This window comes from Domibacillus indicus (genome assembly GCF_023715895.1).
Lineage (GTDB): Bacteria > Bacillota > Bacilli > Bacillales > Domibacillaceae > Domibacillus > Domibacillus indicus_A.
Map to the genome: position 1 here is coordinate 91,609 of NZ_JAMBOO010000006.1, position 21,808 is coordinate 113,416.

Here is a 21,808-nt window from a genome sequence, read left to right on the forward strand (position 1 = left end):
TTATTCCTCCCTGGCGATTGAACGCACGTCAATCCCTTCTTCCTGCAGCTTTGTCCGGATCAGTCGGGCAAAAGAAAGCGCGTGAGGTCCGTCGCCATGTATACAGACCGTGTCCGCTTGAATATCGACCTCTGTCCCGTCTGCTGCCCGTACTTTCTTTTCTTTCGCCATACGGATTACCTGAGATACCGCTTCTTCCGAGTCCTCAATTAATGCATGGGGCAAACGCCGCGGCGTCAGCATCCCTTCCCGGGTATAAGTACGATCCGCAAAAACTTCACTGGCTGTTTTCAGCCCTGCTTTTCGGCCGGCTTCAACCAGTTTGCTTCCCGCCAGACCGTATAGAATAAAAGACGTATCCACATCTTTAACGGCTGACGCAATAGCAGACGCCATCTCTTCATTTGAAGCTGCCATATTATAAAGTGCACCATGCGGCTTCACATGATGCAGGGCAGCTCCTTCTATTTGTACGAACGCCTGAAGAGCGCCGATTTGATACACAACAAGTGAGTATACTTCTTCTGGCGAAAGTGCCATGTTCCGGCGTCCAAAGCCGGCTAAATCTTGAAAGCCTGGATGGGCGCCCATTTTGACGCCGTGCTCCATCGCTAAATGAACCGTTTTTTTCATCACATCCGGATCGCCTGCATGAAATCCACAGGCAATATTCGCCGATGTAATGTATGGCATGATGTCCTGGTCATGGCCGATAGAGTATGCTCCAAAGCTTTCTCCCATATCACAGTTAATATCTATTTTCATAAACCGCCCCTCCAAAATCAGCGATCTACGGCACCGAGTTCAGCGGAGATCTGCCGTGATGCTTCTGTTAGCTTTTCAATCATTTCTTTTGCATGTGCTTCATCCTGAAAGCGGACTTCAGGACCTACCAGGCTGATCCCGGCTACTACGTCTCCTTTATGATTAAAAATAGGAGCAGCAATAGCAGAAGAATGATCTTCTAATTCAGAATGGCTGATCGACCAGCCATTCTTCCGTGTTTTCTCAATCAGCTGCCGCAGTTCCTCTTTGTCTTCCGGTGTTCCTTTTGCGTATCGTACAATCTGGAAGGATTCAATTAACCGCTCTTGTTCGGCGTGCTCCATAAAAGACAGCAGTATACGCGGGCATGCCCCCCCATATAGCGGGGCACGGCGGCCAATTTGTGTGTAAACACGGACACGTTCCTGCGTATCAACCTTCTCAATGTAAACCGCTTCATCTCCATCCCGGATCACGAGATTCACAGCTTCCCCTGTTTCTTTCCGGAGTTTTTGCATGTAGGGCAATGCAATGGAGCGGATATCCAGCCGTTCAGCGACAAGATTGCCGAGCGCCAGAAAAATCAATCCTAAACGGTAGGCACCTTCCTGGTCTTTCTCCAGAAATCCGAGTTCAAGCAATGATTCTGCCATTCGATAAACAGACGTTTTCGGCAGCCCCGTTTTTTCTATCATTTGCAGCAGCGTTAATTTTTCTTCTGTAAAAAACAATTGAATGATTTCCATTGATTTAAGGACGGTTTTATTCACTTTTCTTTCTTCTCCCTGTTCCGATAAATGGAATAACCCCTCCATTTATGGTTTTGCTCCATTATATATGAAACAGTAGATAGAGGAGCAGCCAAATTTATAAAATGGAGTACTGGCTGTCTTTCTGATCAGTAATAAACATATGTCCAGGCGCATGGGTGATCATCAATGCCGGCTTGCTTGACATGGCAATAGATTGCGGGGTTGCACCGCATGCCCAGAAAACAGGCGTCTCACCTTCTTTTACGGTTACAGTATCGCCAAAATCCGGCTTGTCTAGCTGGGCAATGCCAATTTGCTCCGGCATGCCGATATGTACAGGTGAACCGTGCACCGCCGGGAAGCGGGACGTTACTTCAACTGCGCGTATCACATCTTTTGATTGAAACGGCCGCATGCTGACCACGAGATTCCCATGAAACACACCAGCCGGTTCACATGGCTGATTTGTAATATACATCGGTACATTCCGCTGTTCATCAATGTGGCGGATCGAAAGGCCATTTTCGAGCAGGGCATGCTCAAAGGTAAAGCTGCAGCCGATTAAAAAGGAAACAAAATCGTCCTGCCAGCAGGATTCGATGCTCGTTACTTCCTCAACAAGCTCTCCATGCCGGTAAATCCGGTACTTTGGTGTGTCATAACGTAAGTCAGCCGTTGGTGCCGTCAATCTTGGAACCGGCGAACCAACATCTGTTACTTCGAGGAGCGGGCATGCTTTTGGATTTCGCTGGCAAAACAGCAAAAAGTCATATGCCTGTTCTTTCGGCAAAATCACAAGATTGGCTTGTGTATATCCAGGGGCCAAACCCGCTGTCGGCTTCGTCCATTTGCTTTCCCGAATCTCCTTGCGAATCCGTTCCAATGATGTTTCCATTTTTACGCCCCCTTTTGCTTCTCTGGAAAAAGCTGAACCTCTTCTAAAAAACGTGTTGTGAACGTTCCTTTTTGGAACTGTTCCTGATCAAGAAGCCTTAAATGAAAGGGAATCGTCGTTTCGATTCCTGTGATGACCATTTCATTTAATGACCGTTTCATTTTTTGGATCGCTTCCTCCCTTGTTTCTCCCCACACAATCACTTTTGCAGCCATTGAATCATAAAAAGGAGGAATGGCATATCCGGTATAAACGGCACTGTCCACCCTTACCCCAAAACCGCCTGGCGGAAGATATTCCGCTACGCGTCCTGGAGACGGCCGAAAATCATGTTCGGGACTTTCCGCATTGATCCGGCATTCAATAGCCCAGCCCGTTATCCGGATATCTTCTTGTTTATACGAAAGCGGCAGACCGGCTGCAATCTTTATTTGTTCTTTAATAATATCTACTGTAGTCACAAGTTCCGTTACAGGATGTTCGACCTGAATGCGGGTATTCATTTCCATAAAATAAAACTGGCCATGCTTATCAAGCAAAAATTCAATGGTTCCCGCACTGTGATATTGAACCGCTTGAGCTGCTTTTACCGCTGCTTCACCCATTTGGCGGCGAAGCTGTTCACTCAGCGCTGGTGAGGGCGCTTCTTCTACCAGCTTTTGATGCCTTCTTTGAATGGAACAGTCTCGTTCGCCCAGATGAATCACCTGTCCGAAGCGGTCTGCCAGCACTTGAATTTCAATATGGCGCGGTTCTTCGATATATTTTTCAAGGTAAACAGCAGCATTGCCAAAGGCTTTTTCCGCTTCGGACTGTGCCTGATGAATCGCCTGCTGCAGGTCCTGCTCCGTTTCCGCCAGACGCATCCCTTTGCCGCCGCCTCCCGCTGTCGCTTTGACAATAACCGGATAGCCAATTTCTTTTGCTACTTTCAAGGCGTCATCCTGACTTTGGATGATGCCTTCTGTTCCCGGCACCGTTGGCACTCCTGCTTCTTTCATCGTTGAGCGCGCTACCGCTTTTTCGCCCATTTTGCGGATCGCTTCCGGCTCGGGTCCGATGAACACGACATTGCATGCACGGCACATTTCCGCAAAATCTGCATTTTCGGCCAAAAACCCGTACCCCGGATGAATCGCATCTGCCTGCGTCACCATAGCAGCACTCATGATATTATGCATATTCAAATAACTGTCTTTAGCAGGTGTTTTCCCGATACAAAGCGCTTCGTCCGCAAGCTTTACATGCAGCGACTCACGGTCTGCTTCGGAAAAAATGGCAACCGTCTGGATGCCCATCTCTTTGCAGGCGCGAATAATACGTACCGCAATTTCTCCTCTGTTTGCAATCAATACTTTTTTAAACATGTGAATGCTCCTTTTACGATCGCTTCTTCAGCTTAAAAAGCGGCTGCCCATACTCCACCACGTCTCCATCTTCCACCAGCACTTCAACAATTTCACCATCTACACCCGCCTGAACTTCATTAAACAGCTTCATCGCTTCTACAATGCAGACAACTTGTCCTTTTTGGACAATGTCTCCCATTTGAACAAGCGGTTCTTCGCCTTCGTTAGCACGTGTGTAAAAGGTGCCCACCATGGGAGAAGTAATGACTTCATCCTTCGATACAGCTTCATCCTTCGCTGCTTTATCTGTTTGTTCATTTGATAGCAGCTGATCAGGCACCGATACACTGACTTCTTCCTTTTGTACCTTATCTTGAAGGACTGGCTGTTTTTCAAGCTTCATTTTCATTCCTTCATATTCAAACGTGAAGACATTGACACTCGACCGGTCAATAATATTCACCATTTCCTGAAAGTCACTCATTTTAATCATGGGCTGTCTCCTTATACATTCATTCAAATGACCATTTCTTTAACAAAAGAGCGGTACGAATTTGTTTGATTTCCTGTTCGCGTTCCATGTAAAGCTGTTCTGCTTCATAAAGCGAAATTTCTTGAAAGCGGACGCGGTCTCCCGGCTTCATTTGAGCGATGATCGGTAAATCGGCCGCTGCAATTTGTCCAATTCTCGGGTAGCCGCCGGTTGTCTGACGGTCTGCAAGCAGTACAATTGGGTTGCCATCGCTCGGCACTTGAATCGTTCCATTGGCTACCGCTTCAGACAATAATTCAAACGGCTGTTTTAATCCGAGAGAAGCACCTGAAAGACGGTATCCCATCCGGTCCGACTGCGGGGTAATTTGAAATTCCTGTTCGAAAAACTGCTTTTGGGAAGATTCCGAAAACTTCTCAAATTCGGTTCCTTTTAAGACACGGACCACACTTTTATTGACATAACGTTCAAACGGCACATACCAGTCAACTGACGCAAATGACCTTTGTTTCAGCTTGCTTTGAAGGACTTTTTTTATTTTACGAGAAAAGCTGTTTTCCTCTCCCAGCGGAATCAAATCGCCTTCCTGGAGAGCGCGCCCTTTAAAGCCGCCAATTTCCCCGCGTATATACGTACTTTTGCTGTTCATCACATTTGGAATGGAAAAGCCGCCTGCCGCAGCAACGTACGCGCGGCATCCCACTTTACAGCCGGTGAACGAAAGAACCGTATTCTTTTGTACAAAAACAGGCCTCCATAAAGGAACGGGATTTCCATCGATGACCGGGTTTAAGTTTCCGCCCGTAATGGAAATCAATGTGTCTTCGTTAAACTGAAGAGATGTACCCATCATCGTTACTTCAATGGCTGCTTCTCCCTCTTCATTTCCGACTAATACATTTGCGAGACGAAGCGAAAGCGAATCCATTGCGCCGCCAACCACAACTCCGTACTGTTGAAATCCGTATCGCCCTAAATCTTGAATCGTTGCCAAGAGTCCCGGGCGGATGATTTGTACACTCATTGCCATCTCTCCTGATACTGGTCATATTCTTCCTTGGTGATCGGTATGAATTTCACGATGTCACCCGCCGACAGAACACTTGGCTGATCACGGTCCGGACGAAAAAGAGCCATCGGTGTCCGTCCGATCAGCTGCCATCCGCCCGGTGTAGAAATCGGATATACGCCTGTTTGACTGCCTGCTATTCCAACACTGCCGGCTGGGATAGACGTGCGCGGTGACGGCCGGCGTGGGGCATGTATTTTTTCAGAAAGGCCGCCCAGGTAAGGAAAGCCCGGCGCGAATCCGATCATGTAAACGGGATACTCGGCCGATGCATGCAAATGAATCACTTCGTCAGCTGAAAGGTTGTTATGAGCTGCTACAAAATCAAGGTCCGGTCCAAAATCATTGCCGTAACAAACGGGAATTTCTACAATCCGTGGCTTACTTTCTTCGTCTTCAACAAGTGTCTCTAACATCCGTTCTAAGGTCGCATGAACAATTTGAAAGGACGTTTTTGCTTTTTCCCCATATGCCTGTTTAACGATAAAGGGGTCATAAAAAACCGTTACACTGGCAAAAGCAGGTGTACATTCAATAAATCCGGAGAATGATTCATATTGAAGCTTTGATGCTAGCGCTTTCACTTTTTTATTGATAACCGGGCTGATTTCGGCTCCAAATTGAACAGTTATCGCCGACTCCCCTAACGGTTTCATTTGAATTTCTTCCAGGTTATTTTTCATCTTTTGAATCAATCTCACCACCTCCGTTCCGAATATCGGAACAGTAATTCTTATTTTCGGAATATAAAATCATTATAATTATCAGAAAAATGAAATGCAAGAAAAATGAAAAGCGACCAGAATCTTTCCTGGTCGCTTTTAGTATTACCATTCGCCGTTAAAAAACGCTTCCCCGGCTGAAGGAGTTGTGTAATGATTGTTTTGGCCGCTCTGCCAAATGCGTTCACCTGCTGCATTTTCATACCAAAACTTAAATGAGTATAAACGATCTGCCGCAAGATTTACGGAACCGCTCCAGCTGCCATCCATATTTTTAGTCAGCTCATATTTATACTGCCCCGGATTCCAGCGGCCCATTTCTCCGCGATCTCCAACTACATACACATGCTTTGCTTCTTCTGGGACATTTGAAACCGTAAATGTGACGGGCATTTGCACTAACGCCAGCTTATCCTTCATCATATGGAATTCATTCGTTGGATTGCCTGCTTCCTTAAATAAATAATTCATGCGGAGCAGTGTAAAACCATCAAATCCATAGTTAAATACCATTTCTGCTGCGTTGTTAAAGCCCCACTCATTATTAATCAGTGCCAGCGCGTTTTCGCCATTCAGTGAAATGCCCCGCTCATTCGCGAGTGTAGCGATTTGGGCTACAAGTGTTTTGGGCGCGCTGTAGTAAGGGGGAACCTGCGCATTGTTGTCATCCATTTCTAGGCAGGTGAATGTAAGGGCCAGATCTGCTTTTTTCACATGATCGAGCAGCCTGCCATACTGATAGTAGCCTGTGCTGTATTCCGCTGCATGCGGCATTTCTGGGTCATTCATTTTCCAGTGTATACCTGAAATTTTAATACCGATCGGCACATCAAATGTACGGTCAAACTGTTTATGGGCCGCTTTTGATATGTTCTCCATATGTTTTTCTAATGCACCCTGATACCAGCTCATAAACTCCTGGCCGTACCCCGGCTTGTAAGCATCGCCGCTCTCAAAAAATGCATCTCCATTTGCTGGAGGATCGATTTCAGCCCAGCTCTTGTACGCTGTGCCCCACGCTGCGTTGAGCTTTTTCACATTTTTATATTTCGTTTTCAAATAATCTTGATAGTCTTTTTCTGCTCCTTCTGTATAAGCCTGCAGCTGCCCTCGCTCAGGCCATTCCCATCCGTCCGCAAATTGATAAGACGGATACCGAAGTTCACCGGCTGGTCCACCGCTCAAGTAAATTTTGACAATCAATTCTTCCTCATCAGCAAACTGCCTCGCAAAAGCACGGTAAAATTCCTCATACTGCTTAGCTGTCCCTTCCCACCACGGAGCCAGCGCTTCTTTATTCAAGTAACCGCTTTCACTTTTGAACGCCATATTTTCAACACTGTCTTTTTTCCACAGCCAGGATGGAATAGGATAATTACAATCATCTCCGACATTGCCGCCGCACTGGTGGGTAGACATAATCGGCACCCATTTTAATCCGGACGCCTGGACAGCCTGCGCATACTTCTCATAATAAGACCAGTCGAATTGATTATCCCCTTTGCCTTCTACCATTCCCCACCAAATGTCTGTAGTGAGGGCATAAACACCGTTTTCCTTCATCGTTTTAAGCTTTTCTTCAAATGCTTCCCAGTCGGTAATTTCCGTTAGCGGTGCCATCACATAAAGCTTGTACTCTTTCTGTACATCCGCCTGAGCCGGCTGTACCCCCCCAACCGCAGCTACAAACAGTAAACTGAATAGCAGCCATCCGTACCATACTTTCCTCACTTAACACGACCCCCTTTGTTTTGTGCAAACGTTTGCATTTTGAAGCAAAAAAAGAAGCCCATTCCTTCTTTTCAAAGAAAGTATAGTAAATGAACTTCTATTCAGTCAATCCTGTTTTTAAAAATGAATCTTTATAGCTAGATTAAGAGAGCACTCTCCGCTCTATATCTGCGTCTTTTGACTTTCTGACGATTTTTCCATACCGATAGTAAACAAACGCCGCGGCTACAAAGCCGATCACCGCTAAAAAAGCATCAAAAATAAAAATAACCGCGATGTTGCCGGTTTCGGATAAAAGTCCAGTCAATAGGGGCATCACAATGGCTGCCAGCCCTCCTGCTGTCGCAACAATTCCTGTAACCGTACCTTTTTTCTGCCAAAACAGCTCCGTTATGATCGTAATCGCAAGCTGGAAAATACCAGCTGTTGAAAAGCCGATAAAAAAAGCTGTTACCACGGCGACGGCCGGAACTTTCACCATTAAAATCGTTGTGATCGCGATAAATGTCATAATTGGGTAAATGACAATCACAGTGACCGGACGAACCATTTTTTTCAACAAAATAGATAAAGAGAGAACGGAAATAAGCGCTCCGATACTGTAGTAGCTCAACAATTTTACCGCACTGTCTGCGGCCATTCCAAGCACTTCCTCCCCGTAGCTTGGCAGCCAGATTTGCGCGACTGTAAACAATCCGGTCGATGTAAACCCGATGATCACAAGCGCAATTCCTTCACGTGAAAATCTCGGTTCTGATAAAAACTTCGACTGGCCGGCGTTTTCAGCTGCCTGGCTGGCCACAATGGCCCGGTGATCCGGAAATGTAACCGTCATGAGAAACAGCATATTTACAAAGAAAATAGCCGCCGGCACAAAAAAAGCATAGCTATACGATGCGCCCTGATTGGCAAAAAACAAAATCACAAATGGCAGCAGCGCCGCCCCGAGAGAGATAAATGCCTTGACCATTACATTGGCAGAGCCGCTCGAACGCGGAAAAATTTCAACCAGGCCAGGATACGAGCCTGCATCCATTGCTGAGTTTGCGACTCCTGCTAAAAGCGCAAACATAAAGGCTACTTCATAAACGGGCGACAGTGGAATGCCCACAAGAAAAATCCCCATCGCAAGCGCCGAAAAAATCACAAGCGGCTTCCGCCCAAACCGGTCCGAAAGATGGCCGGATAATGCGTAAGTAAGCAGCTTCCCGATCCCGATTGCACTGATAATGTAACTGATCCCAGCCTTGTCTGTATCCCATTGCTCGGATAATGAGGCCATATTGGATGATAGAATAATATTGACCATACCAAGCAAAAAATAGTTTACATACAGGCCGGAAGCAGCTTTTGTGTATGTATTCATCGTAACCACCCTTCTTTCTACAAACTTTTTTCATTATAGCAAATATTCCAATTTCCTGTTTTTCTATAATTTGTCTTGCTTTACACCTCTGTTGCCACCAAAATACAAATAGTGTATTATTACACTAAACAAAACATATATTCATAAAAAGTGAAAATGTATGGAGTGCAATATGACAGAAAGGATGTGCATGGATGAATACAAACAAAGGAGTTTTTTATTTTTTTAATTATGGATTGGTTCCATTTTTGCTTGCTTTGCTTGCTGCCGGAGGACTTTTGATCTTTGAGCAGTTAACAGTAGTTTTTGCTGCTGTCTTTACAATTGGCGGTTTTGCTGCCGGCATATGGGCAGGCAGTAAAGCAATCGTCAGGCCGCTGGACACATTTCTTTATCCGCTTTTTTACACACTTGGATTATGGGCAGCGTGTATGATCATAAGCAAAGGCTTTTACGGAGCAGATGCGTGGTCCTTGTTTGCTCTGCTGCATCTTCCATTTGGGCCCGCGTACTTTTTCTCTTCGCTTTATGGAATTGGCTATTTATTTATTATGATTCCTGCACTGTATGAACTCGCTTTTTTAATCGGCTTTTTGGCCAGAAATCGAAAGCTGAACATTCAAGCTGTGAAAAAAACGGTTCTGACAGCAGCAGCGATAGTCCTTTTTGCCGGAACAGGCTTGTTTATTACATGGGAGCGGGCTAAAACGGTCCTCCCTTCTCATGGATTTGCTTATGAAGGAGGCAATTCGAGTACAGATTTAACTCCTTATAACGTGACCAATCCAGACAACATTCTTCCCAAACTGAATGAAAAATCTTTGTTTTGGATCGATAAGCGGCAAAATATGCTTGTACTTGACGGTGCTGAAGCGGCGTTTCCTGTTTACTCCGCTTTTGCACAGGCCGTTTATAAAAATGCAAATCAAAACAGCGATTTTATTACGCTTACCAACACGATCCATGCCTATGAACGGCTGCTTCGAGGGGAGACAGATATTTATTTTGGTGCTGAACCGTCTAAAGCTCAGCTGAAAATGGCCAAGGACGCCGGGGTCGAGTTAGTGATGACTCCGATCGGCAAAGAGGCGTTTGTATTTTTTGTTAATCAGCACAACCCGGTTCAAAACCTTTCAACTAGACAAATTCAATCCATTTACAGCGGTGAAACGAGAAACTGGAAAGAGGCAGGCGGAAACAGCCAGCATATTCTTGCTTTTCAACGCCCTGAAAATTCAGGAAGCCAGACGTGGCTGCAGAAAATCATGGCGGGCAAAACAATTATGACTCCTGTAAAAGAAGAAGTGCCGGAAGGGATGGGCGGTATTTTAGAAGAAGTCGCTGACTACCGCAATTACAAAGGAGCGATTGGCTTTTCTTTTCGTTTTTTCGCTTCCGGCATGCAAAGCTATGAGCAGCTTCGCTTTTTGTCCATTGACGGTGTAGCACCAATTCCACAAAATATAGCAGATGGAAGCTATCCTTTTACCGCCACTCTTTACGCCATTACGCTAAAAGAAAATAAAAAGCCGTCCTTGGCGCCTTTTCTTCAGTGGATGCAAGGCGAACAAGGGCAGCAATTGGTTGAGGAAACCGGTTATGTGAGGCTAAACCAATAAGTTAAGAGCAGGCCGCCGCCGGCTTGGCACAGACGATCCGGTTGCGGCCAGCCTGCTTCGCTTTATAAAGCGCATGGTCCGCTTCTTTGAGCAGCTGTTCAGGGATAAACTCATCCGATATAGCCAGTCCTGCTGAAAACGTAACGGGCACTTGGACATTATTCACAGAGACCGGCTGGCTGGCAACCGTTTCACGAATTCGTTCAATGGCCGCCAGCGCATTTTTTTTCGTACAGTCCGGCAGAATGATAACAAACTCTTCGCCTCCGTACCGGGCTACAATATCCACGCTGCGCACATTATTCAGCAGCCTCCCGCTCACTGCCTTTAGCACGCAGTCGCCGACAATATGTCCGTATGTATCATTTACCTGCTTAAAATGATCAATATCAATGAAAACTAAAACAAACGGCTTTTTTCCACGCTTTCGAGTTGAAAACTGCTGAAAGTAAACCATAAATGCCCCGCGGTTATACAGCTTCGTTAATGTATCTCTCCTGGCTGATTCAAGCAAATGCTGTTTGGACAGAAATTCACGGCGCAGGTCGTGGATCATCCAGACGATTAAAAAGCTGAGCAGGATGCTTGTCGGCAGAGCAACCGGTGTTATTTCAACTAAATAGGTCCGGGCGGGAATTATACCTAAAAAAGCAATAAACAAAACATTTACACTGTTTAAAGCTAAAACCGTCCAAATCACTTGCTTGAGCGGGGCCCAGTTTGAAAAAGCAGTACGTAAAATAACGCCTGCTGCTGAAACAGCCATTACCGTCCAAAATCCTGAGATGGCTGCTTCATTTACACCAAAAGACAAACGGGCCAGGCCAATTCCCAGTCCGGCCAGTAAAATACGTTCTTTTTTCCGCATAAACAACACGGCAATAATAATAGGCACAAAACGAAGATCAAAAATAACATGGTCATTCAGATGGATGCCAAAAAACATAGAAGCCCATCCTGAAAACACCACCATGGCTGTCAGCAGGCTGTTTTTCAGCTTTGGTCCGGCGTTGACTAGAAATTGTTTATATACCAAGCCGCCCATCGTAATAATAGCCATCAATACGGATGCATTCATGACAAATTCTTTGATGTTCATCATACCGTTTCCCCATCTCTCTTTGTGTCATTGCTTCACGTGCTTTACAAACGGTTTAAGGTACCGCTCCCGGGTGAGGCATATTCTGCTTTTTAGCCAGCCGTCCTTTACATTTGCTTTTCTTATTACAAGTAGATCTTATTCCATACAAAGTGTCATTTAATTCACCATATCTAATTCTTTCTGATCGAGATATTAGTCCCGTTTATGCACGTTTCTCTACCTTATACCCCCTTTTCGGTTATTTAGCCCTATCAAACATAAAAAAGACACCTGGAATGTGCCAGGTGTCTCTCTCTTTTAATTTTTCAGCCACTCTTTTAACTCAAGACGGCGTACCTTGTGCGTAACAGCCGGATCATTTTCAGCCAGCTGAAGTGCTTCTTCATATGTATCGGCTACATAAACAACCATTCCGCCGGATCCGTCAGCAAAAGGCCCTTTCCCAAACACTTTATTTTCTTTTTCAAGCTCTGCCAGATACTCCAGGTGAAGCGGTCGTACTTCCTTGTTTTTCTCTGGATCGATCATGTGCAACAACGCTGCATAATATCCCACGTTTATTCCTCCATTCGATTCTGAATACTCTGTCAGTATAGCAGAAAAAAAGGAAAGAAAACTGTTACGAGTTTAAGATTTTTTGCTCTGCTGTTTTATAGCTCTCCTGCTCCTCGACTGGTCTTTTTTTCTTGAAAAAGAAAGAAAGGATCAGCCCGCCGGTAATAAGCAGAGTCAATAAAAGCTGAGACTTCATAGAATCAATAAAGATCATAGAGATTAAAATGATGCCAATGCCGGCAATCACCGCATACGTGATATATGGAAAAAGCCACATTTTCATTTCAAGCTGAATATGTTCACGCTCCGCTTTCTTTCTCAGCCGCAAATGGGACACCGCAATAGCCAAGTACACAAGTAAAGCAATGGCCCCCGATGCATTCACAAGGAAAAGAAACAATTTATCCGGAGACACAAAACTGAAAACAGCACATACATAAGCAAGAACGGTGCTGAGCCAGACCGCACGAGCCGGTACGCCATGCTTATTCAGCTTGAGCAGCATTTTTGGCGCATCTCCTTTTTTCGCCAACGAATACAGCATTCTGGAATTGGTATAAAGCGCCGAATTTAAGCATGACAGGACCGCCACAAGCACGACTGCGTTCATAATTTGAGCACCGCCGGGAATCCCCGCTATCTTCAACATGGTCACATACGGGCTTGTTAACAGCTCCGCTGAATTCCACGGCAGAAGCATGACTAAAATGGATACAGAGCCCACGTAAAAAATTAAAATACGCCATACGACACTGTTGATCGCCATCGTTGTAGACTTAACAGGATCCTTCGATTCACTTGCCGCAATAGCCGCAATCTCCGCCCCAAAATAAGAAAAAATAACCGTTACGACTCCAACAAAAACCGAGCTAAATCCATTTGGCATAAAGCCGCCGTTTCCTGTTAAGTTAGATAAGCCTGGTGAATTGGTTCCCGGAATCCATTGAAATAAAATAGCGAGACCAACAAGCATAAATACAACAATCGCTGCTACTTTAATCATGGCAAACCAATACTCAAATTCACCAAACGACTTTACTGAAAAAATATTTGTTAACGTTAGAAGGAACGTCAGAATTAAGCTCCAGGCCCAAATCGGCACGGCAGGCACCCATTGATTCATAATGGCACCGCCTGCTGTTGCTTCAATCGCAATGACAATCAGCCAGAAAAACCAGTAGAGCCAGCCGACCGTATACCCTGCCCACGGGCCAATTGCCTGGCGGGCGTAGGTAGAAAACGAGCCGCTGTCCGGATTTGCCGTTGCCATTTCCCCAAGCATTCTCATTAGAAAAATAACGAGAAGGCCGGCAACCGCATAGGACACAATCGCCCCCGGCCCGGTCGCATTAATCACGGAACCGCTCCCGACAAACAAGCCGGCTCCGATAATGCCCCCGATTGAAATCATGGAAATATGCCTGGTTTTTAATTGATTGGTTAACTGCTGCTCTTTCATTCTTTCCCCTCCTCTGTTTTTCAAAGGTGCATAGAAATGTACTTTACTTCCACGTATTCATCGAGCCCATAATGCCCGCCTTCACGGCCAAGCCCGCTTTGTTTCCAGCCGCCGAATGGTGCTTGGCTCACAGATGGCAGTCCATCATTGATTCCGACGATTCCATATTCCAGCCCTTCACTGATCCGGATCGCATCGGACAGGTTTTTCGTGTACAGATAAGCGGCTAACCCGTATGGCGTATTGTTCGCCCGGCGAATCACTTCATCCATCGTTTGAAACGTGGCAACAGGAGCAAGCGGGCCAAATGTTTCTTCCTTCATGCACAGCATATCATCTGTTGCGCCGGCAATCACTGTCGGTTCAAAGAAAGTCCCCTGTTCCCCATGCTCATGGCCGCCGGAAAGAAGAACGGCTCCCTTTAAAACAGCATCTTCTACATGGTCCTTTACTTTTTCGAGGGCAGCTTGATTAATAACAGGACCGATATCGGTACTAGCCTCGAGCCCATTTCCTACTTTCAGCTTTGAAACGGCCTCAGCGAGTTTTCCTGTAAACGCCTCGGCGCATGACTCATGAACAAATACACGGTTTGTGCAAATGCACGTCTGTCCTGCATTGCGGTATTTCGAGGCAACTAGTCCTTCAACTGCCTGATCGAGATCCGCATCCGGCATCACGATAAAGGGAGCATGGCCGCCAAGCTCCAATGACAGCTTTTTCATCGTATCTGCCGCTTTTTTCATCAATAGCTTGCCAACACCCGTCGAACCCGTGAAGGACAGCTTGCGGATACGGCCGTCTTCCATCCATGTATCACCGATTTCTGCTGGATCGCCCGCTACAACAGCAAGCACATCACGGGGAATGCCTGCTTCGTAAGCCAGCTCGGCCAGCTTGAAGGCAGTCAGAGGCGTGAATTCAGAAGGCTTTACAACGAACGTGCATCCGGCTGCAAGTGCCGGTGCCACTTTACGGGTAATCATCGCGGCCGGAAAATTCCATGGCGTAATCGCTGCAACTACGCCGACTGGCTGCTTTTGAACGATAATCCGCTTGTTTCGGTCTGAAGCCGGAATGGTCTGCCCATACAGTCGTTTCCCTTCTTCCGCATACCAGGAAATGTAGCTGTTCGCATACCGGATTTCTCCGAGGGCCTCTTTCAGCGGCTTTCCCTGCTCTTTTGTCATCAGCTCTGCGAGTTCCTTCTCTGACTGGCTGATCAGGCGGTGCCAGTTCATCAAAAGAACACTGCGCTCTTCCGCTGTCCGCCCTGACCATTCCGAAAAAGCATTGTACGCAGCGTCTGCTGCCTGCTTCGCTTCCTTTCGTCCTTGTTTTGGCAACCGGCCCACGATCTGTCCGGTTGCCGGGTTGATCACTTCGATGATGTCAACAGCCGCTGCGTTCATCATTACCCCTCACTTCCCATTACCTTTTCTACTTCCTGCAAAGCCGTATTTAAGTTTACAATCAGTTCCTTAATTTCTGTTTCGTTAATGATCAGCGGCGGTGCAAACACAAGCGTGTCCTGCCCATCAAATGTGACAGACCGGCAAATCAATCCGTGCTTTGCTGCCTCGGCCACCACTGTTGGTGCAAGCGGCTCGCTGCCGGCCGGCGTGGCCAGTTCGACCGCACCCATTAATCCGCGCGCCCGTACGCTGCGGACAATAGAACGCTCTGCTTTGATCGCCTCAAATCCTTTCAGCAGCTCCGCTCCCATTCTTTCTGCGTTCGCAACAAGCCCTTCCTGCTCAATGATTTCAATGTTCTTTAAAGCAACAGCACAGGCCATTGGATGTCCGCTGTATGTGTATCCATGCAGAAGCGTACCTGTAGAAAGATCACCCAGTTCTTTATAAAGAGTCTCAGAAAACACGACGCCGCCAAGCGGTGCATATCCGCTTGTAACCCCTTTTGCAAAGCACATCATGTCCGGGACAACTTCATCGTGTTCAATACCGAAAAATGTACCCGTGCGGCCGAAGCCGGTAATGACTTCATCTGTGATAAACAAAATGCCATATTCATCACAAATGCGGCGCACCTCTTTGAAATATCCGTCCGGCGCGATATGAACACCACCTGCACCCTGAACCGGCTCAGCCACAAATGCAGCCACTGTTTCCGGCCCTTCTTCTTCAATAACACGGCGCAGCTCTTCTGTGGACATGTGATCTGCGTAATGAAAGTCCGGCGCGAGTGAATTCGTAAAATCACGGAATGGCTTTAAGCCGGTTGCGCTGGTCGCCCCAATATTGACGCCATGGTACGCTTTTGTTCTGGAGATAATTTTCTGGCGATCGGGCTGCCCTTTTAACACCCAGTAGTGGCGTGCGAGCTTATAAGCTGTGTCATTGGCTTCTGATCCGCCCGAAGTGAAAAATACCGCATTTAAATCACCGGGTGCAAGCTCTGCGATCTTGGCTGCCAGACGGATAGCCGGCTCATTGCTAAAGGATGCGAAAGACGAACTGAATGCAAGCTTTGACATTTGTTCTAACGCTGCTTCCCCCAGTTCTCTTCGTCCATGTCCGACATTTACATTCCAAAGCGAAGACATTCCATCGATTACTTTTCTGCCGCTTTCATCATACAAATACACGCCTTTTCCTTCTGTGAAAATAAAAGCAGGCCCGCTTTCCTGCTGTGATTTCACAGCGGAGGTAGGATGAAAAAAGTGCTTTTTATCTAGTTCTGATAGTTCCTGTAATTTTGCTTTTTCTTGAATCATTGTGATCTTCCTTCCTTGTTTAAATTGCTTGAACTTATTATTTCAAAAAATCTAAATTTTGAAATTACTATTGTCAGATTTTATAACAAACTTTCTTTCAACCCTTTTAAATCAATAAAAATATCTCTAAATGGAATCGCTTACAATATTAGATGAATAAAATTTTGTTATTTTAATATACTTTTATAAAATCTTGCATCTCCTTTGTTTTACTTATTGCAAGAAGTGTGCCAACAGCCGGATGTGCTATACATTCGCGTTTGTCATTTCTTTTGATTCAAAATGAATTAAAAAAGAAAAGAAAACCGATTCAAAATGAATCAGTTTAATTCATTTTGAATCGGTTTTTATTTTTTGAAGCCGGCGGAAAACAGTCGGCTGGCTGATCCCTAATGTTTTTGCCATTTGGTAAGTGGAAAGCCCCTTTCTTTCTGCTTGCCGCAGCCATTGCGTTTCCACATCAGCGATCATTTCTTTTAGTGTTTTTCCTCCCTCCTCAAACAGGGAGAGAGAAGGCCATTGTTCAGGCTGATCAGGTGTTTCCGTATGAAATGACAGCAGGCCCGGTGAAATCACAGGCTGGTCAGACATAATAACAAGGCGTTCGATTGTGTTTTCAAGCTCCCGTACATTTCCCGGCCAGTGATATGAAAGACATTTTGCCATTGTTTCTGAATGAAGACGCAGCGCTTTATTGTACTTTTGGTTAAACTGTGTTAAAAACAGCTCGACGAGCATAGGAAAATCTTCTTTTCGTTCACGCAGCGGGGGAATTTCTACCGGCACAACATGCAGGCGGTAAAATAAATCTTCGCGGAATTCTCCTCTTTCCACCAGCTGTTTTAAGTCACGATTGGTCGCAGCAACGAGCCGAAAATCGACTTTTGTGCATTTGACGGCTCCAATTTTTGTAATTTCCTTTTCCTGAAGGACTTTTAACAGCTTCACCTGCATTTCAAGCGAAAGCTCACCGACTTCATCCAAAAACAAGGTTCCTTTGTCTGCAGATTCAATCAATCCTTTTTTGCCTCTTTGACTTGCACCAGTAAAAGCACCCGGCTCATAGCCAAACATCTCCGATTCCGCCAGGCTTGCGGGAATGGCTCCACAGTTCACTTCAATAAACGCCCCGTCATGCCGCCCGCTTTCCTGATGGATGGCCCGGGCAAAAATGGTTTTACCCACTCCGGATTCCCCAGAAAGCAGAACCGTTGCTTCACTCGGGGCCACACGCCGCATCGTTTCACGTGCTTTTCTCATTTTCGGGCTGTTTGTGGCCAGACGGCCAAAAGCTGTTTCCTGTTCACGCAGTTTTTCGATCTCCGACTCGTAACGTTCAACTTTTGACTGCAGCTTCTCATAATCTTCCTTGAGCTTTTGAATTTCTGTTAAATCATGTGAGAGGCTGATTACACGGACGATGTTCCCCTCACGGTCAAATACGGGAATGCCTTTAGCCATGATCGTTTTCCCGACCGCTGTTTTTTGCATAAGCTGCACTTCCTGTCTCTGCTCAAGCACTTTTACGGTAACGGATGGGGAAAAAATATTTCTTTGTTCCAGCTCGTAAACGGAGCGGCCGATCATAGATTCCGAAGATTCTCCGTAAAATTCATCGCTGTTTTTAATCGCACGCAACACAATTCCATTGCCATCCGTTACAATGATATTATCATTGGATGCATGCAATATCGCTTCAAGCTCAAGTTCTAGATGCGTATGGTCCATCGCAATCACTACTCCGTTTTTTTGTTTTATTGTATCAAATCAAAAATAGAGCGACTACGGAAGAAATGGATGAATAACAAATGGATATTAAACACTTGCAATATTTTATCGAGGTTTCAAATTTCAACAGCTTTTCAAAAGCAGCCGATCACTTGTTTATCACGCAGCCGACTATCAGTAAGATGATTAAAAACCTGGAAGTGGAGCTTGGCGTGGAACTGTTTGACCGTTCCCGCAAAAAGCTGGTACTTACTGACGCAGGCAAAATTTTATTGGAGCAGGCAAAGCTTGTTAACAAAGCATTTCGTAATCTGGAAACCGAGCTCGATAATTTGCTGGAGCTGAAAACCGGACACATTCGAATCGGCCTGCCGCCTATTTTTGATGCGCACTTTTTTTTAAAGGTTGTCGGATTGTTTCATGAAAAATACCCTGGTATTACGTTTCAGCTAAAAGAAGAAGGTTCAAAATCTATTGAAGATGCCGTGGAACAAAACGAGCTGGATGTTGGTGTGATTGTTCTCCCTACACAAGACGAACTGTTTCATCACTTTGCCTTTATGGAAGAAGATTTAATGCTCATTCTCCCTACATCCCATCCTCTTGCCGGACGTGCGGAAATCGATCTGGCATCACTTTCATCTGAATCCTTTATTTTATTTAATAAAGACTTTGCGCTGAACGATCGGATCATTTCTTTCTGCAATGATGCCGGATTCCAGCCTCGTGTGATTTCTGAAAGCTCGCAATGGTCATTTATCGAAGAAATGGTCGCTTCAAAGCTTGGCATTTCCCTTCTTCCAGAAAGCATATGCCGGCATTTAAGCGATCACGTTTGTACAGTGAGAGTGGTCAACCCATCGATCAATTGGAATTTGGCTATTATTTGGAGAAAAAATCAATATTTATCCTATGCAGCTAAGGAATGGCTTTCATTCACTAAGAAAGAGCTTTCAAAAGCGGCTTCTCTCCAATGAAGCCGCTTTCTTTTATGCCGTTTATTTATGAATGAAAACATTTACATAGATAAAAGCTATACTAAAAATGAAAAACAACCATTTTACTTACATTGTAAACGGGCGTACACTGAGAGCGTGATTCCAACATGGAAGGATTGAAAACCATGAGCGCAGTAAAAGAAGCGATCAAAACACGTGAAAGCCGCATCGTACATACCGACCAAGTATTGTCATGCGATTTAAATAATTATCAAACTTTATTCGGCGGCGTGCTGATGAAAAAAATCGACAGCGCTGCCTGCCTGTCTGCAAGACGCCACTCTCGCGTAAAACAGTGCGTGACTGCTTCAACCGATTCCATCGACTTTTTAGATTCGATTCGTGAAACGGATTCGGTTTGCGTTGAGTCGTTCGTTACTTATACAGGCCGGACATCAATGGAAGTGTTCTGTAAAGTGATTGCCGAAGATATCGGCACAGGCGAACGCCGTATTGCAGCCACTGCTTTTTTAACCTTTGTAGCTATTGGCGAGGATAAAAAGCCTGTCGAAGTACCTGGCGTCATTCCTGAAACCGAAGAAGAAAAGTTTTTGTTTGAAACAGCAAAAGACCGTGCGGAAATGCGTAAAATCCGCAGAACAAAAAGCAAAGAACTTGCTGAATACATGACTCTGAAAAAACCGTGGGACAGATAAAGGAGGAACGAGAATGATTACAACATTGTGCAGTATTGATGAATTAAAAGAAGCGAAAACGGCGCTTGTCGATTTGCAGGATTCTTACCCTGCTCTTTGTGAAAAGTTCGTTCATGTAGCCGGATTAACACGCTCACTTCAGTTAAAGTATCAGTATATGGGCTGCTTGATTATGGACGAAAATTCTGATGACTGCATCCCAAATATTCCATACAGCTCTGTGCTTCGCCTTTATAAAAAAGAAGTTCAAACGCTGAAAAACGATGAGCATATTGATGCCTTGAAAAAGCTTTTCCGTTCATTTAAAGAAACAGGTTATGCGAAAATCAGCCTGCTTGCTCTTGGCCGTTCACCTGAATCTCTTATCGGGGCATCAAGCGTAAAATAATCAGAACCAGGAGAACTCTTCCTGGTTTTTTTGTTTTTCAGCAGGCCTGTATTCAAAAAGCAAAAAGAATCTCCTTTTTACGAGAGATTCTTTTTTTCTGCCAGCTGATCGACCAGCTTTTCTGCTGTTTTGCGGTACATGTTGCTCATATGAACAAGAGCTAGGATCTGCATGATCTGGCCAAGCTCATCGGTACGAGCCGTAATGTCTTCGATCCGGCCGGCAATATCTGCCCTTCCATGCTTCACGTTATCAGCCGCTACTGTTAAAAATTCTTCATAAAAAGAATCCAAATCAATGTCACCGATCCGCTCATTAATACCGGAGAGAGTTGTTTTAATGTCGTTGATCGACAATGACCCTTTCAACTGGTAAATAAGGCTGATCAGCAGCAGATGCTCTTTCGAATACTTTTTTTGCTGAATAGGAAACAACAGTTTTCCTTTTGCATAGTTGTTGATCATTGTTTTTGTTAATACTTTTTCTTCTTCATTCCGCGTCGAGCTTTCGAATGTTCGTTCGAATAATTGAATAACCTGATCCATGTATAAGTCAATACTCGGTATCTTATCCGGTGTCAACTGGTTATCAAGATGAAGTTCATTTAAAACGTCTGTCAGTTTTCCCACATAAACACCTGCTTTTTAGATCGTTATATTACTTTTATTATAAGGGAATATCCTCCACATGTAAAACTTGACTATATAACATAATAAAAGTATCATAATATGTAGTTATAAAAACTACATGCAACAGGAGGAATGTCCATGACCTCTCTTATTCGCGAACCAATCAATGCCCTTACTCACTGGTTTGGAGCATTTTTATCTGTAGCTGCTCTTGCTGCGATGCTGCTTAAGGCTTCTACAACCGGCTCTGCACTGGCCCTTTTAGCTGTATCGGCCTTTGGCATCAGCTTAATTCTTTTGTACTCAGCTTCTGCGCTTTATCACTCCGTTATTGCGTCTGACGCGGTGATTGCCCTTTTCAGGCGCTTGGACCATTCGATGATTTTCGTGCTCATCGCCGGCTCTTATGCACCCTTTTGCTTGATCAGCCTGCATAGCCGGACCGGGTTGATTTTATTTTGGATCGTCTTAGCCGCAGCTGTTTTAGGTATTTTGTTTAAAATGATTTGGTTCACCTGCCCGAGATGGATGTCAACCGCTCTGTATATATTCATGGGCTGGATGGCTGTGTTTGTTTTTTCCCCGCTTGCTTCAAGCATGGAAACTGGCGGTCTTGTCCTGCTTGTAGCTGGCGGCATTTTTTATACGATCGGCGGCATCATTTATGGGCTGAAGCCGTCCTGGATGCAATTTGGACAGATGGGCTTTCATGAAATTTTCCACATTTTTATTTTACTTGGCAGCCTCGCTCACTTTTGGAGTGTGTTTATTTACGTCCTTTAACTTCAATAAAAA

21 protein-coding genes are annotated in these 21,808 nt (G+C 45.2%); 5 read left to right on the forward strand and 16 right to left on the reverse strand.

Going from position 1 to position 21,808, the window contains the following annotated elements:
* From M3221_RS12115 to M3221_RS12155, 9 genes are all read right to left on the reverse strand, one after another.
* Positions 1-765 (reverse strand): LamB/YcsF family protein, encoded by a 765-nt coding sequence (locus M3221_RS12115; RefSeq protein WP_251272021.1) that lies wholly within the window; start codon positions 763-765, stop codon positions 1-3.
* 17 nt (positions 766-782) lie between these two features.
* Complete coding sequence (locus tag M3221_RS12120; RefSeq protein WP_251272095.1) at positions 783-1,535, reverse strand: IclR family transcriptional regulator; 753 nt, start codon at positions 1,533-1,535, stop codon at positions 783-785.
* A 97-nt stretch (positions 1,536-1,632) separates the two neighbouring features.
* Positions 1,633-2,412 carry a putative hydro-lyase gene (locus M3221_RS12125; protein WP_251272022.1) on the reverse strand — a complete coding sequence of 260 codons (780 nt, stop codon included), beginning with the start codon at positions 2,410-2,412 and terminating at the stop codon, positions 1,633-1,635.
* A gap of 2 nt (positions 2,413-2,414) precedes the next feature.
* Positions 2,415-3,779: an acetyl-CoA carboxylase biotin carboxylase subunit gene (gene accC / locus M3221_RS12130; RefSeq protein ID WP_251272023.1), complete on the reverse strand. Its 1,365-nt coding sequence runs from the start codon at positions 3,777-3,779 to the stop codon at positions 2,415-2,417.
* Between the two features lie 13 nt (positions 3,780-3,792).
* A complete protein-coding gene (gene accB, locus M3221_RS12135) occupies positions 3,793-4,254 on the reverse strand; it encodes an acetyl-CoA carboxylase biotin carboxyl carrier protein (protein WP_251272024.1) in 462 nt (153 codons plus the stop codon).
* Between the two features lie 19 nt (positions 4,255-4,273).
* A complete protein-coding gene (locus tag M3221_RS12140; RefSeq protein WP_251272025.1) occupies positions 4,274-5,278 on the reverse strand; it encodes a 5-oxoprolinase subunit C family protein in 1,005 nt (334 codons plus the stop codon).
* A complete protein-coding gene (gene pxpB, locus M3221_RS12145; RefSeq protein WP_251272096.1) occupies positions 5,275-6,006 on the reverse strand; it encodes a 5-oxoprolinase subunit PxpB in 732 nt (243 codons plus the stop codon). Before pxpB ends, M3221_RS12140 begins: the two co-directional genes overlap by 4 nt.
* Before the next feature lie 144 nt (positions 6,007-6,150).
* The gene (locus M3221_RS12150) at positions 6,151-7,776 is read right to left on the reverse strand and encodes a family 14 glycosylhydrolase (RefSeq protein ID WP_251272026.1); all 1,626 of its coding nucleotides are present in this window, start codon (positions 7,774-7,776) and stop codon (positions 6,151-6,153) included.
* 142 nt (positions 7,777-7,918) lie between these two features.
* Positions 7,919-9,142: an MFS transporter gene (locus tag M3221_RS12155; protein WP_251272027.1), complete on the reverse strand. Its 1,224-nt coding sequence runs from the start codon at positions 9,140-9,142 to the stop codon at positions 7,919-7,921.
* Positions 9,143-9,336: 194 nt separating this feature from the next.
* On the opposite strand from M3221_RS12155, the gene M3221_RS12160 reads away from it, so the two are divergent.
* A complete protein-coding gene (locus M3221_RS12160) occupies positions 9,337-10,761 on the forward strand; it encodes a PstS family phosphate ABC transporter substrate-binding protein (RefSeq protein WP_251272028.1) in 1,425 nt (474 codons plus the stop codon).
* A gap of 1 nt (position 10,762) precedes the next feature.
* Here M3221_RS12160 and M3221_RS12165 read toward each other — a convergent pair whose 3' ends face one another.
* The 6 genes from M3221_RS12165 to M3221_RS12190 all read right to left on the reverse strand — a co-directional run bounded on the left by M3221_RS12165 (position 10,763) and on the right by M3221_RS12190 (position 18,342).
* Positions 10,763-11,863 carry a GGDEF domain-containing protein gene (locus M3221_RS12165; RefSeq protein WP_251272029.1) on the reverse strand — a complete coding sequence of 367 codons (1,101 nt, stop codon included), beginning with the start codon at positions 11,861-11,863 and terminating at the stop codon, positions 10,763-10,765.
* Between the two features lie 297 nt (positions 11,864-12,160).
* Positions 12,161-12,418 carry a YciI family protein gene (locus M3221_RS12170; protein WP_242233843.1) on the reverse strand — a complete coding sequence of 86 codons (258 nt, stop codon included), beginning with the start codon at positions 12,416-12,418 and terminating at the stop codon, positions 12,161-12,163.
* A 64-nt stretch (positions 12,419-12,482) separates the two neighbouring features.
* Positions 12,483-13,877 (reverse strand): amino acid permease, encoded by a 1,395-nt coding sequence (locus tag M3221_RS12175; protein ID WP_251272030.1) that lies wholly within the window; start codon positions 13,875-13,877, stop codon positions 12,483-12,485.
* A gap of 20 nt (positions 13,878-13,897) precedes the next feature.
* Positions 13,898-15,289, reverse strand: a complete 1,392-nt coding sequence (locus M3221_RS12180; RefSeq protein WP_251272031.1) for an NAD-dependent succinate-semialdehyde dehydrogenase — start codon at positions 15,287-15,289, stop codon at positions 13,898-13,900.
* 2 nt (positions 15,290-15,291) lie between these two features.
* On the reverse strand, positions 15,292-16,614 hold the full coding sequence (locus tag M3221_RS12185; protein WP_251272032.1) for an aminotransferase family protein: 1,323 nt from the start codon (positions 16,612-16,614) through the stop codon (positions 15,292-15,294).
* A gap of 330 nt (positions 16,615-16,944) precedes the next feature.
* Positions 16,945-18,342, reverse strand: a complete 1,398-nt coding sequence (locus M3221_RS12190) for a sigma-54 interaction domain-containing protein (protein ID WP_251272033.1) — start codon at positions 18,340-18,342, stop codon at positions 16,945-16,947.
* An 80-nt stretch (positions 18,343-18,422) separates the two neighbouring features.
* Here M3221_RS12190 and cidR point away from each other — a divergent pair, with 80 nt between their 5' ends.
* The 3 genes from cidR (at position 18,423) to M3221_RS12205 (ending at position 20,384) form a co-directional block, all read left to right on the forward strand.
* Positions 18,423-19,319, forward strand: coding sequence for a cidABC operon transcriptional activator CidR (gene cidR, locus M3221_RS12195; protein ID WP_251272034.1), 897 nt, complete (start codon positions 18,423-18,425; stop codon positions 19,317-19,319).
* Positions 19,320-19,465: 146 nt separating this feature from the next.
* A complete protein-coding gene (locus M3221_RS12200) occupies positions 19,466-19,996 on the forward strand; it encodes an acyl-CoA thioesterase (RefSeq protein WP_242233849.1) in 531 nt (176 codons plus the stop codon).
* A 13-nt stretch (positions 19,997-20,009) separates the two neighbouring features.
* Positions 20,010-20,384, forward strand: coding sequence for a hypothetical protein (locus M3221_RS12205; RefSeq protein ID WP_251272035.1), 375 nt, complete (start codon positions 20,010-20,012; stop codon positions 20,382-20,384).
* 77 nt (positions 20,385-20,461) lie between these two features.
* Here M3221_RS12205 and M3221_RS12210 read toward each other — a convergent pair whose 3' ends face one another.
* Entirely contained in the window at positions 20,462-21,013 is a 552-nt protein-coding gene (locus tag M3221_RS12210) for a DUF1836 domain-containing protein (protein ID WP_242233851.1), read from the reverse strand.
* 138 nt (positions 21,014-21,151) lie between these two features.
* Here M3221_RS12210 and trhA point away from each other — a divergent pair, with 138 nt between their 5' ends.
* On the forward strand, positions 21,152-21,796 hold the full coding sequence (gene trhA, locus M3221_RS12215) for a PAQR family membrane homeostasis protein TrhA (protein ID WP_251272036.1): 645 nt from the start codon (positions 21,152-21,154) through the stop codon (positions 21,794-21,796).
* Positions 21,797-21,808: the final 12 nt, after the last annotated feature.